General features: G+C 45.1%; 17 protein-coding genes. 1 reads left to right on the forward strand and 16 read right to left on the reverse strand.

Annotated features, from left to right (window positions below):
- Positions 1-171: 171 nt before the first annotated feature.
- From pssA to rluD, 4 genes are all read right to left on the reverse strand, one after another.
- Positions 172-972: a CDP-diacylglycerol--serine O-phosphatidyltransferase gene (gene pssA, locus DQX04_RS11095; RefSeq protein ID WP_111916011.1), complete on the reverse strand. Its 801-nt coding sequence runs from the start codon at positions 970-972 to the stop codon at positions 172-174.
- A 77-nt stretch (positions 973-1,049) separates the two neighbouring features.
- Positions 1,050-3,623 (reverse strand): ATP-dependent chaperone ClpB, encoded by a 2,574-nt coding sequence (gene clpB, locus DQX04_RS11100; RefSeq protein ID WP_111916012.1) that lies wholly within the window; start codon positions 3,621-3,623, stop codon positions 1,050-1,052.
- A gap of 101 nt (positions 3,624-3,724) precedes the next feature.
- Entirely contained in the window at positions 3,725-4,477 is a 753-nt protein-coding gene (pgeF, locus tag DQX04_RS11105; RefSeq protein WP_111916013.1) for a peptidoglycan editing factor PgeF, read from the reverse strand.
- The gene (gene rluD / locus DQX04_RS11110) at positions 4,461-5,423 is read right to left on the reverse strand and encodes a 23S rRNA pseudouridine(1911/1915/1917) synthase RluD (RefSeq protein ID WP_111916014.1); all 963 of its coding nucleotides are present in this window, start codon (positions 5,421-5,423) and stop codon (positions 4,461-4,463) included. Before rluD ends, pgeF begins: the two co-directional genes overlap by 17 nt.
- Before the next feature lie 113 nt (positions 5,424-5,536).
- Here rluD and DQX04_RS11115 point away from each other — a divergent pair, with 113 nt between their 5' ends.
- Entirely contained in the window at positions 5,537-6,268 is a 732-nt protein-coding gene (locus tag DQX04_RS11115; protein ID WP_111916015.1) for an outer membrane protein assembly factor BamD, read from the forward strand.
- A gap of 20 nt (positions 6,269-6,288) precedes the next feature.
- On the opposite strand, the gene glnB is transcribed toward DQX04_RS11115, so the two are convergent.
- From glnB to fliJ, 12 genes are all read right to left on the reverse strand, one after another.
- Complete coding sequence (gene glnB / locus DQX04_RS11120) at positions 6,289-6,627, reverse strand: nitrogen regulatory protein P-II (RefSeq protein WP_111916016.1); 339 nt, start codon at positions 6,625-6,627, stop codon at positions 6,289-6,291.
- Between the two features lie 28 nt (positions 6,628-6,655).
- Positions 6,656-8,278, reverse strand: coding sequence for an NAD+ synthase (locus DQX04_RS11125; RefSeq protein ID WP_111916017.1), 1,623 nt, complete (start codon positions 8,276-8,278; stop codon positions 6,656-6,658).
- Between the two features lie 62 nt (positions 8,279-8,340).
- A complete protein-coding gene (gene flhB, locus DQX04_RS11130; RefSeq protein WP_111916018.1) occupies positions 8,341-9,468 on the reverse strand; it encodes a flagellar biosynthesis protein FlhB in 1,128 nt (375 codons plus the stop codon).
- Positions 9,469-9,476: 8 nt separating this feature from the next.
- A complete protein-coding gene (gene fliR, locus DQX04_RS11135) occupies positions 9,477-10,256 on the reverse strand; it encodes a flagellar biosynthetic protein FliR (RefSeq protein WP_111916019.1) in 780 nt (259 codons plus the stop codon).
- Positions 10,256-10,525 carry a flagellar biosynthesis protein FliQ gene (fliQ, locus tag DQX04_RS11140; RefSeq protein ID WP_111916020.1) on the reverse strand — a complete coding sequence of 90 codons (270 nt, stop codon included), beginning with the start codon at positions 10,523-10,525 and terminating at the stop codon, positions 10,256-10,258. Before fliQ ends, fliR begins: the two co-directional genes overlap by 1 nt.
- Positions 10,526-10,533: 8 nt before the next feature.
- Entirely contained in the window at positions 10,534-11,283 is a 750-nt protein-coding gene (gene fliP, locus DQX04_RS11145) for a flagellar type III secretion system pore protein FliP (RefSeq protein ID WP_111916232.1), read from the reverse strand.
- A gap of 65 nt (positions 11,284-11,348) precedes the next feature.
- The gene (fliO, locus tag DQX04_RS11150) at positions 11,349-11,675 is read right to left on the reverse strand and encodes a flagellar biosynthetic protein FliO (RefSeq protein WP_111916021.1); all 327 of its coding nucleotides are present in this window, start codon (positions 11,673-11,675) and stop codon (positions 11,349-11,351) included.
- Positions 11,675-12,103, reverse strand: a complete 429-nt coding sequence (gene fliN / locus DQX04_RS11155; RefSeq protein WP_111916022.1) for a flagellar motor switch protein FliN — start codon at positions 12,101-12,103, stop codon at positions 11,675-11,677. Before fliN ends, fliO begins: the two co-directional genes overlap by 1 nt.
- Positions 12,104-12,121: 18 nt before the next feature.
- A complete protein-coding gene (gene fliM, locus DQX04_RS11160) occupies positions 12,122-13,201 on the reverse strand; it encodes a flagellar motor switch protein FliM (RefSeq protein ID WP_111916023.1) in 1,080 nt (359 codons plus the stop codon).
- 11 nt (positions 13,202-13,212) lie between these two features.
- A complete protein-coding gene (fliL, locus tag DQX04_RS11165; RefSeq protein WP_111916024.1) occupies positions 13,213-13,731 on the reverse strand; it encodes a flagellar basal body-associated protein FliL in 519 nt (172 codons plus the stop codon).
- 32 nt (positions 13,732-13,763) lie between these two features.
- On the reverse strand, positions 13,764-15,746 hold the full coding sequence (locus DQX04_RS11170; protein WP_111916025.1) for a flagellar hook-length control protein FliK: 1,983 nt from the start codon (positions 15,744-15,746) through the stop codon (positions 13,764-13,766).
- 69 nt (positions 15,747-15,815) lie between these two features.
- A complete protein-coding gene (gene fliJ, locus DQX04_RS11175; protein ID WP_111916026.1) occupies positions 15,816-16,265 on the reverse strand; it encodes a flagellar export protein FliJ in 450 nt (149 codons plus the stop codon).
- Position 16,266: the final 1 nt, after the last annotated feature.

Below are 16,266 nucleotides of genomic sequence, written 5' to 3' on the forward strand. Positions count from 1 at the left end.
TTCCGAGCGCTGAAGTCAAGTGCTTTTCGAAGGTTTTTGTAAGCTTCTTAAAGTGACTCCGCCGTTGCCACTTATTCGGTGACAACGGCGGCGCATTATAAAGATCATTGAGCAACGATCAAGATCTTTTTTGAACTTTATTTTCAACTGCTCAAAGTTCAACCAAGTCGGCTATTCTGTAGGCTCTTTTGGGGTATCTTTCTTAGTTTCATCCTCATGTTCCTGAGGATCACCTAGAACATGTTCCAATTTTAACTTGCTCACGTTTTTAATTGTGAATACAGGCCCAGAGATGGCATACACAGTAAACATTACAAATAAAACAATGGCTGGCTCTGTAGCAACAATAACGAAACACATCACGATTATTAAAATCACTAAGAAGTTTACTTTGCCGCGCCAATCGACATTTTTAAATGAGTGATACTTGAAATTACTCACCATTAGTAAGCCACAAGCGATAGTGAATAGAGCGACTAACCAATGAACATCTGTAGGATCTATCTCATATTTTGCGCCAACCCATACCATTCCAGACACAATAGCCGCGGCACTCGGAATAGCTAAGCCTTGAAAGTAGTTACTGTCGGCTGTCGCATGCGCCGCATTAAAACGTGCAAGGCGCAATGCCCCACCAGCCACAAAGATAAACGCGGCTAACCAACCGAACTTACCTAAATCATGCAGAGCCCAGTTATAAGCTACTAATGCTGGAGCCATACCAAACGATACAATGTCTGCCATGCTGTCAAACTCGGCACCAAACTCGCTTTGGGTATTCGTAATCCTTGCAACTCTTCCGTCGAGGCCATCAAACACCATTGCCACAAAAACAGCTACGGCAGCTTGTTCAAAGTTTCCGTTCATCGATGCCACTATGGCGTAGAAACCAGAAAACAGCCCTGCTGTAGTCAATAAGTTGGGAAGCAGGTAAATACCTCGTTTGGTAAGTTTCGATTGCTGTTCAGACATAAAATAAAAAAGACCGAGTTACGAATAGTATCGCTAAGAATATCACAGTAACTCGGTCTATTGACAAGGTTTGCGTGTTAACGAGTGAGTTCTAGTCCCTTCTCACCTGCGTCGACTTTAATTGTGTCACCAGCAGAAAACTCTCCTTTTAATATGCTTTGTGCCAGAGGGTTTTCTAACTCTTGCTGAATGGCTCGTTTTAAAGGTCGGGCTCCAAACACTGGATCAAAGCCAACTTTTGCCAACTGTTCCAGCGCCGCGTCTGTAACCTCGAGTTCAAAACCTTTTTCTTCTAGGCGTTTCAATAAACGCTGCATTTGAATGCCCGCAATTTTCTTAATATGGGCATTGGCTAGTGGGTGGAACACAACAGTTTCGTCAACCCTATTCAGGAATTCAGGCCTGAACGCTGAAGTAAGCTCATTCATCACCAACGCCTTCATTTCATCGTAATCCACGCTACCCGCTTTCTCTTGGATAAGCTGAGAGCCTAAATTAGACGTCATGATGATAACCGTGTTTCTAAAGTCGACCGTACGACCTTGCCCGTCAGTCAAACGTCCATCGTCTAACACTTGAAGTAAAATATTAAACACATCGGGATGTGCCTTTTCGACTTCATCAAGCAATATTACCGAATATGGTCTACGTCGAACCGCTTCAGTTAAGTATCCACCCTCTTCATAACCTACGTACCCAGGAGGAGCACCTACGAGTCGCGCTACAGAATGCTTCTCCATGAATTCTGACATGTCGATACGTACCATCGCGTCTTCGGTATCAAACATAAAGCGAGCCAAGGACTTACATAGCTCTGTTTTACCAACACCTGTCGGACCTAGGAATAAGAATGAACCAATAGGACGGTCTGGATCACTTAAACCGGCACGAGAGCGACGAATAGCATTGGCTACCGAAACCACTGCTTCATCTTGGCCAACCACGTACTTATGAAGATCTTCTTCCATACGAATAAGCTTGTCTCGCTCACCTTCAAGCATTCTAGCAACCGGAATTCCTGTCCAGCGAGAAAGAACTTCTGCAATTTCTTCCTCTGAGACACGGTTTTTCAGCAAGCTCATTTCTTGCATTTCCGCTTGTAACGCTAAGTCTAATTGCTTCTCCAACGACGGAATTTTACCGTACTGCAATTCAGACATGCGGTTTAAATCACCAGCGCGTCGCGCAATTTCTAAGTCGGTTCGGGCTTGATCGAGTTGCTCTTTAATATGCTGATGCCCTTGAAGTGCAGCCTTTTCAGAATTCCACACCTCTTCAAGGTCACTAAACTTCAGCTCTAAGCCGTCTAGTTCTTCTTGCAATACTTCTAACCGCTTTTTACTCGCGTCGTCTTTTTCTTTACTTAAAGCTTGGCGTTCAAGCTTAAGTTGAATCATTCGGCGCTCTAAGCGGTCTAATTCTTCTGGCTTAGAGTCTATTTGCATACGAATACTAGAACCAGCTTCATCGATAAGGTCGATGGCTTTATCAGGTAATTGCCGATCACTTATGTAACGATGTGACAACGCTGCCGCAGCGACAATTGCAGGATCGGTAATCTCTACCGAATGGTGCAATTCATACCTTTCTTTTAGGCCACGTAAAATTGCAATGGTATCTTCCACGCTTGGCTCTTCCACCAATACTTTTTGGAATCTACGCTCCAACGCAGCATCTTTTTCGATGTATTCACGATACTCGTCTAAAGTGGTAGCACCTACGCAATGCAACTCTCCGCGCGCCAATGCAGGTTTCAACATATTACCCGCATCCATAGCGCCGTCGGCTTTACCCGCTCCCACCATGGTGTGAAGTTCGTCGATAAAGAGGATGACTTGACCTTCTTCCTGCTGCAGTTCGTTCAACACCGCCTTCAAGCGCTCTTCAAATTCACCTCTATATTTGGCGCCAGCAAGAAGAGCTCCAAGATCTAAAGACAAAACACGCTTATGTTTTAGCCCGTCTGGCACTTCGTTATTCACAATACGCTGTGCCAAGCCTTCAACAATTGCTGTTTTACCTACGCCCGGTTCGCCAATCAGTACTGGATTATTTTTAGTTCTGCGCTGCAGCACCTGTATGGCACGTCGAATTTCTTCGTCACGACCAATAACAGGATCAAGCTTACCTTGAGCAGCTCGCTCGGTTAGGTCTACCGTATACTTGTCCAATGCTTGGCGCTTCTCTTCTGCATTTGGGTCATCAACTTTCTGACCATTTCGAATTTCTTCTATAGCACGCTCAAGCCCGTCTTTCGTTACAGCGTTATTGCGTAGAATATCTCCAAGCTTTCCTTTGTCTTCTGTTGCCGCAAGCACATACATTTCACTCGAAATGTATGTATCTTTTCTTTTCTGAGCATATTTGTCGCACAGGTTTAATAGGTTTCCTGTTGCGGAAGACAACTGAACCTCACCACCGGCACCTTCCACGGTAGGTAGTTCGTCAATCGCTTTGCTAAGGTCAGCTCGTAAGTTATTTAAATTCACACCCAAAAGCTGAAGAAGTGGTCGCACAGAGCCGCCTTCTTGGTTCATTAATGCAGTCATTAAATGAACCGGCTCAATGTACTGATGGTCTCGGCCTAGCGCGATAGACTGAGCATCTGATATGGCTAACTGAAATTTGCTAGTAAAACGATCTAATCGCATCACTGGTACCTCACACTTGTAATCTCTTACTCTCTATGTGGGTATTTTTTCACCAAAATACAAGAGGGTTCTAATATTTAAATCATCAATCACTGACAAAACTAGTCGTTTATCCAAATAAATGCAGCCATTCTGCCAGTGGTGCCGTCACGCCTGTACGAAAAAAACGTATCCTCTTCAGAAAAAGTGCAGCGCCCACTCACTGTCGATTTCACAACACCAAAGCGTTGTAACTCCGACACCACGCTGCTCGCCAAATCCAATTTCCATTTCGCTGCGAACTGCATGAAATGCTTTTCGTGTGTCGGGGACAACTTCAAAAAAGCATGCCTAACATCTTCACCAACTTCAAAAGCCTCTGGCCCAATAGCCGGTCCGAGATAGGCTGAGATGTTTTCCCTAGGACTTTTAAAGTGTTCTAGAGTTTTCTCTACAATCCCGTTGGCTACACCTTTCCAACCACAATGAACAGCAGCAATTTCTGTTGTGTTAGAACCAACCAACAATAGAGGTAAGCAATCTGCGGTCATAATAGCGAGTACTTGGGAAGGCTCACATGTGTAGGCGGCATCAGCCTCGGGCGGATCATCCCAATCAAACTGGCTAGGAACCACAACGCGGTTACTATGCACTTGGTTTAACCAATGCGGTTTGCTGGGCAAGTTTAAATATTGCTTAACCTGATTACGATTTTCTTTTACAGACAGGGCTAGGTCACCTACATGTTGACCCAAGTTCAAGCTATGGAAGGGAGGGGTAGAACAACCGCCCACCCGAGTAGTTAACGCGCATTTTACGCTGGCAGGAAGTTGCCAGCGCGGAAAAATGAAAGAAGCTTCACTTAAATTGCTCATGATCATGTTCCAGAATTTCTATGAGTTTCTGGATATCAACAGGTAATGGAGAGTTCCAAGACATTACCTCACCTGTTATCGGATGTGCGAATGCTAAACGAACCGCGTGTAGCGCTTGGCGTGGAAACGTTGTAAGCATTTTAAGTAGTTCAGGGTCGGCCTTAGGTGGCGGCTTGGGTCTTCCACCATACTGTGGATCGCCAATTAATGGGTGCTTTAATGAAGCCATATGCACCCTAATTTGGTGCGTTCGACCACTTTCCAAACGTAACCTTAAATGAGTATGCGCTCTAAACTTTTTAATCACTCGATAATGTGTCATTGCCGGCTTACCACTGCGAGTCACGGCCATTAATGTTCGCTTCGTCGGATGCCTGCCTATGGGGGCATCAACTGTTCCACCTGCGGTCAGAACACCAGTAACAATAGCCTCATATTCTCGAGTAATTTCGCGCTCTTGAAGATCAGCAACCAATCCGGTGTATGCCTCCAAAGACTTTGCCACAACCATAAGGCCACTCGTTTCTTTATCAAGGCGATGCACTATACCTGCACGAGGGAGATTCTCTAAACCTTTGCAATGATGAAGTAGCGCATTAAGCAAAGTACCGTCTTTGTTACCAGCACCTGGGTGCACAACTAAACCGGCTGGTTTATCAATCACCAACACATCATCGTCTTCATACACAATATTTAAATCAATTTTCTGTGGAATATATTCCACTTCCGGTTGAAGCTCTGCGTTAAGCACCACTTCCATTCCTGGCACAACCTTCTCTCGGGGTTTGGTCACCACTCGTCCGTCTACAGTTATATTTCCATCTTGAATCCAAGTTTTTAGCTTAGAACGTGAAAACTGCGGGAACATTTCCGCAAGAGCTTGGTCGAATCGAAAGCCAAGACATTCGTCTGGAACGATTCCAGTTTCGTTTACATTGGTAGTCATAGAACTTGTACTGTGCAACCTCGTGTCGTTACGTTACAATCCGTGCAAACATAAAGTGTACCCTGATGTCGCATTCCATCCTAGCGAAATCAAAAAATGAAGGTTAATAAACAATGAGAGTAGTTATCACCACAGCGCTCCTAGCGACAATTTTATTGAGCGGCTGTTCTTCGAGTCCTAGTGAAGAAGTGGTAGAACGTAGCAGTATAGACATTATGTACAGCAACGCCCAAAGATACCTCGACGTGGGCCGTTTTGGAGACGCAGCGGTGGCTTTGCAACAGATTAACAGCCGCTACCCTTTCGGACCTTATTCTAGCCAAGTGCAACTTGACCTAATCTATGCCTATTACAAAATAGGAGACCAAGACAAAGCTCTTGCAGCTATCGACAAGTTTTTACAACTCAACCCGAGTCACGGCGATTTAGACTATGTGCGTTACATGCGTGGTCTAGTTTATCAACAAGCCGAATTCAGCTTCATGCAAGACGCATTTGGTATCGACCGTTCTGACCGCTCAACGTATTACGGGCAACGTGCGTTCGATGAGTTTAGAGAACTTATTCGTATTTTCCCTAACAGTGACTATGCAGCAGACGCAAGGCAGCGTTTAGTTGGATTAAGCTCACGTTTAGCCAAACACGAGCTAGCGGTTGCGGAATACTATCTTCGCCGCGAGGCATACGCCGCTGCGGCAAATCGTGCAAAAGGAGTGATTGAGTCTCACCCTGGCATTCCAGAGCAAGAAGATGCTTTATTGATCATGATTCAGAGCTACAATCGTCTCGGCTTAGAACAACAAGCCGCCGACGCAAGAACAATTCTGGAAGCGAATTTTAGATAAAAAGAAAACCAAGAGGATGCTTAAACTGCATCCTCATTTCTTTCACCTGTACGAATTCGAATAACGCGCTCTACGTCTGTCACGAAGATTTTACCGTCACCTATTTTCCCGGTTTGAGCAGTCTCCATAATAGCTTCTAAGCACCGCTCTACGTCGTCATCCGCTACAACGATTTCCAACTTCACTTTTGGCAAGAAGTCCACCATGTACTCCGCTCCACGATAAAGCTCAGTGTGGCCGCGCTGACGTCCAAAGCCTTTTACTTCAGAAACTGTCATGCCCGCTATTCCAACTTCTGAAAGCGAAGCGCGTACATCGTCCAACTTAAAAGGCTTAATAATTGCTTCTATCTTTTTCATTGCATCCTCTTCAGGCTCTACTTTTAGCTTATCGTTTCAACAGGGTATTCAAGTAACCATGGGTAATTGGCATACGACGGTCTTTAGAAAAATTTCGTCGTGTTACTTTCGGGCCAACAGCACCCTGCTTACGTTTATATTCGCTTCTTTCAATAAGTTTAACAACCTTCTCCACTTCATGTTTAGCGTAACCAGAAGCAACTAAGTCGGCAACGCTTAAGTCTCGCTCTACGTAACCATCAATAATCTCGTCCAACACCTCATAAGGCGGTAGCGAGTCTTGGTCTTTTTGGTCAGGAGCAAGTTCCGCCGATGGTTCCCGCGTAATAACGCGCTCAGGAATTGCAGAGCCTAGTTTATTTCTGGCATTTGAAAGCGCATAAACTAAAGATTTAGGAAGGTCTTTAATAGGAGCAAAGCCACCACACATATCACCATATAACGTGCAATAGCCCACCGCCAACTCACTCTTATTCCCGGTGGTGAGTAGCAGGCTACCGTGTTTGTTAGACAACGCCATCAACAACACTCCGCGGCATCGAGCTTGCAAATTCTCTTCTGTGGTATCGGTTTGTTTCCCACCAAACAAAGGTTCAAGCTGCTTCAGGTAGGTTTGCACCATTGGTTCAATGGGAACTACATCAAAACCACAACCCAGAATTTCTGCTTGCTGCTTCGCGTCTTCAACACTTATTGAGGCCGTATAATGGTAAGGCATCATTACCGCATGCACTCGGTCTCCACCCAACGCATCAACTGCTATAGCGAGCGTTAATGCAGAGTCTATGCCGCCAGACAAGCCAAGTAATACACTTGGGAATCCGTTCTTTTCAACATAATCCCGAAGCGCCATAACTAAAGCATCGTACATCGCATGGTATAAATCCGGTTGTTCCACCAACGACTTGGTAAGAACATCACGTTTCTTTATTTCTACGGTTTCCACAGCACTTTCACAATGTGGCAACGTGACACAGGCTTCGCCGTCACTGTCGAGCACCATCGAGTTACCATCGAAGATGAGCTCGTCTTGCCCACCTACAGCGTTAACATAGACAAGAGGCAAGCCTACTTCTTGGCACCTAGCTTTCAACACCTGTAAGCGCTGTGGGTATTTATATTCTTCATACGGAGACGCATTAATACTCACAATAATGTCTGCGCCAGCCTCTTTCGCCGCGCGGACAGGCTCTGGCGTCCAAAGGTCTTCGCAAATAAGCAAGCCCAACCGGTGCTCTTTAAAGTCCACTACAACCGTTTGTTCGCCAGGCGTGAAATAACGCTTCTCGTCGAACACCCCATAGTTAGGTAGGTTGTGTTTGCGGTAGGTCACAGTTTTATGACCATCTTGGTAAAAACTTACAGCATTAAAGTAACGATTCCCGTCTGTTTCAGGGTGACCGATTAAAATAGCCACTTCATGAGAAAGCTTGAGAAGCTCTTCTTCTAGATCCGTTAATTCTGCGTAGAGGTCGGGTCTGAATAATAAGTCTTCGGGCGGATACCCAACTAAGCCCAACTCAGGGAAAACAATAAGATCGGCCTGTGTATTGTATAAAACACAATCGCGTAATATCGCAAAGTTTTTGTCGAGCGCTCCCACAGTAAAATTTACTTGTGCCAACGCAATTTTCAGAGACTCAGAAACCATAATACTTCTTAGCTATCCTATATTAGCTGCGGATCATAGCTAAACCCGTGCGCTCGAGCAATCTAACTATCAAATTGCATGTCTTCTGGTATCGGTAAGTCTTTAGCAGGTTGCTTCGGACGCTTACGTCTACCTCTTTTGTACTCTTTTAACTGATACACATAGGCCAAAACTTGTGCCACGGCCATAAACAGCCCTTCAGGTATCTCATGCCCAAGCTCTGTGGTGTAATAAAGTGCCCGCGCCAACAATGGATTTTGCAAAATAGGCACTTCTGAATCCATGGCTACTTCACGAATGCGTGCTGCAATGTCGTCTGTACCTTTCGCGATGACGCGAGGGGCTGCTCTACCGTCCGTATCATAAGACAGCGCGACAGCGAAGTGAGTCGGGTTGGTTACCACAACGTCTGCTTTTGGCACATCTTGCATCATTCTTTTCATCAGCATCGAAAGCTGCATCGAGCGCATTTTAGCTTTCACTTGCGGGTTACCTTCCGCGTTCTTCCTCTCGTCTTTCACTTCCTGCTTGGTCATTTTTAGCTGTTCGTTATGCTTATAAAGCTGGTACGGCACATCAATAATGACAACGACAATAAGGCTACACACCATGAGCACGAAAATTATCCCCAAAATTTTCAGTGCATCGATGAAAATGGTAGGAAGAACACCTTCGGAGAGTCTTACGATGTCAGGAAACTGCCAAGCTAGAAGTACATAGGAAACCGTAACCACTACCGCAAACTTAGCAATACTTTTAATCAGTTCAATAACAGACTGTAACCCTAAAATGCGTTTTAAACCTTTCAAAGGGTTCATTTTAGACGGTTTAGGTTCTATCGCTTTCCACGTAAAGTTGTAACCACCTACAATCACATTCCCTATAAAGGCCCCCACGGTTACGATGCTAAAGAATATAAGTGTAGGGATGAATAACTGCTTACCCACTTCGGGCCACAAGGAGAATATCACCCCTTTGTCAAAGGCATCCTCGCGCTCCAGCGCGAACTGAAGCTCCATAACATTCTTTAAGCTTTCCGCGTAATATGGCGCTGCAACAATAAGCGCGACAGCCGAAGACAACAACACGGCGAGCGTTCCAAGCTCTTTAGAGCGCGCAATTTGGCCTTTATTCCTGGCGTCCTCTTGCTTTTTGGCCGTGGGTTCTTCTGTACGTTCTTCATCAGCCATAAATCACCTCAACACCCACCGAGCACAAAACACAAAGCTTCTTGTCCACGTTGCCATTGCGCCTCAAAGTGTCTGGTAAAGTTTCCGATGGTTAGCCATAAAATGATCAACCCGGAAACGAGCTTAATTGGAAAACCTATGGTGAAAATATTCAATTGAGGAGCTGCACGAGTCATCACTCCAAACGCTAAGCTCATTGCCAATATAGCAATTACCGCAGATAGCGCGAATGTCATGCCTGCAGAATACATCCATGATGCCCATTCAACCACATGCATCAATGCATCAGCATCTGGACCTCTTGGACCTATAGGGATCGCATCAAAACTAATTGCAACGATACGAATCATCATTAAGTGACCGTCGAAAGCAAGAAACATTAAGGATGCTAGTAATAAATAAAATTGAGCTAACACTGGTACTTGTTGGCCCGAGCTAGGATCGACCATCGCGGCGAAACCTAAGCCAATTTGCATACCTAGAATTTGTCCTGCAAGCGTAAACGTATTAATCACCATTAACGAAACAATGCCTAATAACATGCCAATAAGCACTTGTTGGGCAGTGATAAACATCCCAAGCGCGGAAACAGTATCAAACTCATACTCAACTGGAGGTAATGCTGGTGTTATGCCAATTGTAATGGCGACAGCAGCAAATAATTTAATTTGGGTAGGTATGCTTCGACCACTTAACAAAGCCATGGTCATAAACATTCCCCCCACTCTGACAAAAGGCCAAAAGTGTTGGGCAAAAAAAGTAAGAATGGTGTCTAGATAGATTTCCATTAGCCAAGAACTTCAGGAATGCGCATATACATTCCAATAGTAAATTCCATAAGCTGTTGAACAAACCAGTGACCACCAAGACCAATCGCTACAATAGTAGCTATCAAACGGGGTAAAAAACTTAGTGTTTGTTCGTTAATAGAAGTTGCCGCTTGGAATACAGCAACAGCTAAACCAATTATTAAGCTAGGAATAATAATTGCGCTCACCATAAGTACCACCATAAACATGGCTTCACGGAACACATCGACGAACATTTCTGGAGACATAAACCCTCCTAGATTCCAAAGCTACCGGCAAGGGTACGCACAACGAGGCCCCAACCGTCGACAAGCACAAATAGCATCAACTTAAACGGCAAAGACACCAGCATTGGCGATAGCATCATCATACCCATGGCCATAAGAACACTGGCAACTACCAAGTCGATAATCAGAAACGGGATGAAAATCATAAATCCAATCTGGAACGCAGTTTTTAATTCACTGGTAATAAACGCGGGTATCAGCACTGACATGGGCACATCTTCAACTTGGTCGATCTCAATATAGCCTGCGATATCTAGGAAGGTTTCTAAATCAGACACCCGTGTTTGCGCCAACATAAAGGCTTTTATAGGGGCTCTTGCCCTCTCCACAGCCTCTAATGGCGCAATTTCCTCATTAATGTAAGGCTGTAATGCATCATCGTTAATTTGATTAAACACCGGCGTCATAATAAAAAACGTCAGAAAGAGCGTTAAACCAATAAGAATTTGACTCGAAGGCTGACTTTGCAAGCCCAACGCTTGGCGCAAAATAGCCAGCACAACAATAATTCGGGTGAAAGAGGTCATCATAATCACCATCGCTGGTATAAAACTCAGCGCGGTCATTATGGCAAGTATTTGCAGGGTTACAGAATATTCCTGACTACCATCTTCGTTAGTCGTTACTGTTACCGCCGTTACCGAGTCTTGCTGGGCTACAGCTACGTCGGGCAAAATAAACAAGCAACAAACTAGCAGAACGTAAAGTATCGGTTTCATGGTGGAGCCATTTTTATCATTATTGTTCATACCATTATTGCTGCCACAGCATGAACAGACAAGGCTTATTCTGTTTGTTTTGACGTTATTTCCGATTCTTCGTCAAAATCGTCGCCTAACGTCTTGATATAACTAATTTGAGAACTCGTGACACCTAAAAGCAGGTTATCTTTTCCAGCTTTTACCACCACAAGTCTCTCTTTCTGACCTAACGACATTTGCTGTATTACTTGCATGTTGCCTTGCGACTTGGGCAAGCCCAACCGCATTTTCTTGGCCATCCACGCAAGTGCGAAAATGAGTCCAAGTACAAGAAACAGCATAAGGAGTGTTGTTCCCACATCGGCGAGGCCCAATGTGGTCACTCCACTCGCAACTTCAGGTTGTGACATTATTTAAGTTTCCGAATACGCTCAATCTGACTAATTACGTCAGTCAACCTTATCCCAAACTTATCGTTCACCACAACCACTTCACCGTGCGCAATTAGCGTACCGTTCACTAAAACATCTAGCGGCTCACCCGCAATACGTTCAAGCTCAACAACAGAGCCCTGGTTCAACTGCAAAAGGTTACGAATGCTAATCTGGCTTCGCCCTACTTCCATAGAAATTGTGACAGGAATATCCAGAATTGCGTCGAGCTTGCGTGACTCTTCCGTATTTGGTTCTGGCGCGTCGGTTAACTCTTCGAGTTCAGCAGTTTCTACACCACTTCCCGCGTCATCGCCTTCCGACTCAGAAGCTGCCTGTTCTGCCAATGCGGCTTCCCAGTCATCTAAATCGTCGTTGTCATCTCTTTTATCGGTATCGTCTGCCATCTCTCTCTCCTCAAACCCTTAACGTTTTTTCGGGTCAAAATCTTTTTCTAATTCCTGAAGTTCCGCATCACCACCGATACGACGACCTCCACGAGTTAGCATGTGTATGTCTGACTTAACGGTCTCTGGGCGTGGAATCTTCGACGCCACCTGAATCGCTAAGTTGTCTCTTGAACGGCCTAACTTGCCTCGGAACGTTGGTAAGTCTTCAATAAACACAGTTAAGTTCTCTGGCATTTCAATCGGAATAATGTCTCCGGCTTCTAAATCCATCACTTCGTGCAATGAAAGTTCTGTGTCGCAAAGCTTGGCGCGTAAATCGACAGGTACATCCATAATTTCGTCGCGTAGTGCTTTACTCCAACGCAAGTCGGTGTCTTCTTTATCACTTTGAACACCAGCGTCTAGTAATTCACGAATCGGCTCTAGCATCGAATACGGCAGCGCCACGTGGAAGTCACCGCCACCACCGTCTAGCTCAATGTGGAACGAGCTGATTACAATAACTTCTGTAGGGCTCACGATATTCGCCATCGCTGGGTTCACTTCCGAATCTAAGTATTCGAAACCAACGTCCATAACTGGCGCCCAAGCTTCTTTGTAGTCCTCGAAAATAAGCTTAAGCAACATTTGAATAATGCGTCGCTCTGTCGGCGTAAACTCACGCCCTTCAATTTTCGCGTGGTAACGACCGTCACCACCGAAGAAGTTATCCACCAAAATGAACACTAATCGCGCTTCCATGGTGATCAACCCGGTACCTTTTAACGGGCGGAATCTAACCATGTTCAAACTGGTAGGAACAAAAAGAGTGTGAACGTACTCACCAAACTTAATCATCTGAACGCCGTTAATAGATACCTCGGCACTTCGACGCATCATATTGAACAAGCTGATTCTCATGTGGCGAGCAAAACGCTCGTTAACAATCTCCAACGTAGGCATGCGCCCACGAACAATTCGGTCTTGTGACGAAAAATCAAAATCAGTTGCATCCGCGGCGGAGGAGGACGTCTCGACATCTTCCTCTTCAACGTCATCGACACCATGGAGTAACGCATCAATTTCGTCTTGTGATAATAGATCGCTTACAGCCATAATCGTTTTACCTATTGCATCACGAAGCCAGTGAAGAGAACTTCTTCAACTACAGGACTTCCGGTCAGCTCTTGTAGTTCGGTTCTTACCACATTCAATGAAGCAGCCCGTAGGTCAGTTCTTCCTTCGCTCGTTTCTAACATTTCCGCTGTTGAAGATGAAAACGTACGGTGTAACACACCTTCAATGGCTGGAATATTTTGTCTTGCTAATTCTTCATTACGGGTTCCACGCACCATGAGCTGCACGGAAATTTGCACTAAACGGTCACGCTGCTGGCCCGGTATATTAAAAATAAATGGTCTTGGCAGTGCCACATAATATGCACTTCCTGCTTCTGGTCCGGTAACCCCTAATGCGTCAGAAGACTGCTGGCTGGAGCTTTCATCACCGCCCATGAACACAAAAAACACCACAGCGACGGCAGCAATTAATGCTACAACCGCACCAATAATAATAAACAGCATCTTTTTCGAGCCTTTCGACTCTTCTTGTTCTTGCTGCTCTTCTGTTTCTTGCTCTGCCGCCATTGTTATATTCTCTCTCTCGTCCGTATCTGGCTTTAAGCGTAGTAATCTACACGCCCAGAGTCTACATCAATCCACTGTGTATGCATGGAATCAGGTTCATTAATTTCTGTATTTTCACCTTCGCCACCATGCCCCTGGCCGTTAGTACCTGAGCCAGACTGCTGAGCAAACTGCTGTTGCTCCGCACTTCCTTCCTTCACGTCTGTATCCGCTAATTGTAAACCTTGTTGTTCCAACATTTCTTTTAGCTTAGGTAACGACTGCTCAACTGCTTCTCGTGCTTGCGGACTATTCACTTGAAACTGCACCGAAGCTTGGTTTTCAGAGTTCATCTGAATTCGAATCTGCAACTTTCCTAGTTCTGGCGGATCTAAACGCATTTCCGCGAATTGCTGCTTAGAATTCACCATCGCCATCACTTGATCACGCATGTTTTGAGGTGCTTGTGGTCCAAATAGATCGATATGTTGCTGAACCTGCCTCGCCTGCTCTAATGGTGTTTGCTGTGCTGCTTGCTGCGCCTGGCTCATTTGCTGACTAAACCCATTTTGAGACTGCGCCGTAGCAGTTGTTGTTGGGTTAGTAGCCGCTGGTTGAGTTGGCGTTTTGTTCTGTTCAGTCGCTTGGCTTTGTACGACTACGTCTAACAAACGTTGAACTGCATTATTGTTTTTATCGCCGTCGTTTTTGACTTCTACATCAGCATCCCCTGCACCCTCGGCTTGTTGCAGCAAGCGTGCTTTATTTGAGGCATTTTCAAACGCTTTTAGAACTGGGTTTTCTTTATTGGAAGCATTGTTGGCAACATTTATCACTTCAGCTGCTGCGCTTTGTAGTTGCGGGGCAGCTTTAATTTGCTCTGTGGCAAAGCGTTGCAACTGCTCTACATCAAAACGCTGTGCTATAGCTTCTAACTCCTGCTGAAGCGCGTTTTTCTGCTCGTCCGATATATTAAGTGACGCCAGCAGTTGTTCTAACGCACTGCTATCACCTTGTTTCAAATCTACCAGTGCTTGCGAAAGCTCTGCTTTAATATCTTTTAAAGCTTCAACCCACTCGTTCATTCGTAGTTGTAACTGGTCAAGTTCATTCGCTTTTTCTGTACTTAATCCAAACTCAGCTGACGCAAGACGGTCAATTTGAGCCTGCAGTTGCTCCAAACTCTCAAGTGAAACACCCAACTGGGTCAAGCTATCTTGTGATAGCTCAGTAATTTGCTGTTGGAATTCTGATATATCCAGCTCGCTAAAGAACGCATTTAAAAGCTCTTTTTGTTCGTCTGTCATTTGCTCCAGCGACACTTCACCATTTAGAAGTTCTGCTAACTGGTCAGCATCTCCTTCGCTTAATTCAGGCTGTAGCTTTTTAAGAAATTCGCTTACGTCACCATTATCTTCGTTTACATTTCCACTCTGCTCTGCGTTCGCATCCCGGCTTTGTTCGTCAGAGTCAGAATCACCCGATTGCGAAGCATCTTCAGATAATTCTTTTACGTTCACTTCGTCCTGTGACTTTTCTACTTCAAATTTTAATACTCGGCCTTCATCGGAAACTGGGTCGCCATGATACAAAGGCAAGGTGTCTAGTCGCACAGTTTTACTATCGCTACCTTCTTCTTGGCTCTCTTGCAAACGGTGGTACACCGATTCTAAAAACGAATGCCAATCTTTATCTTTGCTTTCATCAGACTCTTTCTTATCGGTAACGTCTTCGCGAGCCACATTGTCAGCTTTTTGTTCTTGCTCTGTGGCGGTGTCAGAATTACGACGCGAACGCTCTTCCGAACGTTCATTTAATGGTTCATTACGCGCTGATGTATCTGTTTCAGTTCGCTCACGATTGCCGGCAATTTTTGCCGCTTCGTCGGTTTTCCGACTATCAGACTGATGCTTTTGCTCTTCTTGATACAATGCAGACTCGAAATCAGACTCCGATGACGCTGAAGAGCTACGCCCTGGCGCTGAGTCCTGCTTATTTAGCGTTACTTGTGAGGGAATTACGGGTTGTGTCTGCATACTTATCTACTCTATCCGCTCAAACATGTGTTCTGAATCAGAATAGATAAAGCAATATCTGTGCCTGAATTAGGAGTTTCCTCGAATTCGTCTTAAAAATCCCTGCATCGCGAATTCGTCAGAGGTTTTTTGTTCTTGTCTTTCTCGTTTACGGTTGGCTTCTTCAATACGCTTTTCAAGCAACATTTCTACCGCTTTTCTTCGTTGCTGCCGTTGCATCCAAGCTTGGCGGAGGCTTTCCACGTGTGAAGCGATTCGCTCCAGTTGAGAGCGCTGCTGTTCAATACCTTCATCAAGTTTCCCTACAAACGCATGATATTGACCAAATGCCGCAGACCCTAAACCACCTTGTGCTTTCTGGTTCGCCTGATTCAAATAATCTTGGCGATATGACGTTAACCCAGCAAGTCTACGACGCTGCATTTCCAGCTGATTCTTTGCCGTACCAAATTCTTGGGCAGCCTTCTGCTCTTTACGCTGCTCCATTTCAAGTACGAGCTCTAGCGAGTTTTGCCTCATA

The sequence above is a fragment of the Aliidiomarina sp. B3213 genome (assembly GCF_003290085.1).
Taxonomy (GTDB): Bacteria; Pseudomonadota; Gammaproteobacteria; order Enterobacterales; family Alteromonadaceae; genus Aliidiomarina.

What these genes read in the sequence shown, in the direction of transcription:
- fliJ (WP_111916026.1), bottom strand. Translation starts at nt 16,265, where the DNA reads ATGAGGCAAAACTCGCTAGAGCTCGTACTTGAAATGGAGCAGCGTAAA.
- fliO (WP_111916021.1), bottom strand. Translation starts at nt 11,675, where the DNA reads ATGTCACAACCTGAAGTTGCGAGTGGAGTGACCACATTGGGCCTCGCC.
- DQX04_RS11115 (WP_111916015.1), top strand. Translation starts at nt 5,537, where the DNA reads ATGAGAGTAGTTATCACCACAGCGCTCCTAGCGACAATTTTATTGAGC.
- fliL (WP_111916024.1), bottom strand. Translation starts at nt 13,731, where the DNA reads ATGGCGGCAGAGCAAGAAACAGAAGAGCAGCAAGAACAAGAAGAGTCG.
- pssA (WP_111916011.1), bottom strand. Translation starts at nt 972, where the DNA reads ATGTCTGAACAGCAATCGAAACTTACCAAACGAGGTATTTACCTGCTT.
- fliN (WP_111916022.1), bottom strand. Translation starts at nt 12,103, where the DNA reads ATGGCAGACGATACCGATAAAAGAGATGACAACGACGATTTAGATGAC.
- fliP (WP_111916232.1), bottom strand. Translation starts at nt 11,283, where the DNA reads ATGAAACCGATACTTTACGTTCTGCTAGTTTGTTGCTTGTTTATTTTG.
- clpB (WP_111916012.1), bottom strand. Translation starts at nt 3,623, where the DNA reads ATGCGATTAGATCGTTTTACTAGCAAATTTCAGTTAGCCATATCAGAT.
- fliM (WP_111916023.1), bottom strand. Translation starts at nt 13,201, where the DNA reads ATGGCTGTAAGCGATCTATTATCACAAGACGAAATTGATGCGTTACTC.
- rluD (WP_111916014.1), bottom strand. Translation starts at nt 5,423, where the DNA reads ATGACTACCAATGTAAACGAAACTGGAATCGTTCCAGACGAATGTCTT.
- fliR (WP_111916019.1), bottom strand. Translation starts at nt 10,256, where the DNA reads ATGGAAATCTATCTAGACACCATTCTTACTTTTTTTGCCCAACACTTT.
- flhB (WP_111916018.1), bottom strand. Translation starts at nt 9,468, where the DNA reads ATGGCTGATGAAGAACGTACAGAAGAACCCACGGCCAAAAAGCAAGAG.
- DQX04_RS11170 (WP_111916025.1), bottom strand. Translation starts at nt 15,746, where the DNA reads ATGCAGACACAACCCGTAATTCCCTCACAAGTAACGCTAAATAAGCAG.
- glnB (WP_111916016.1), bottom strand. Translation starts at nt 6,627, where the DNA reads ATGAAAAAGATAGAAGCAATTATTAAGCCTTTTAAGTTGGACGATGTA.
- fliQ (WP_111916020.1), bottom strand. Translation starts at nt 10,525, where the DNA reads ATGTCTCCAGAAATGTTCGTCGATGTGTTCCGTGAAGCCATGTTTATG.
- pgeF (WP_111916013.1), bottom strand. Translation starts at nt 4,477, where the DNA reads ATGAGCAATTTAAGTGAAGCTTCTTTCATTTTTCCGCGCTGGCAACTT.
- DQX04_RS11125 (WP_111916017.1), bottom strand. Translation starts at nt 8,278, where the DNA reads ATGGTTTCTGAGTCTCTGAAAATTGCGTTGGCACAAGTAAATTTTACT.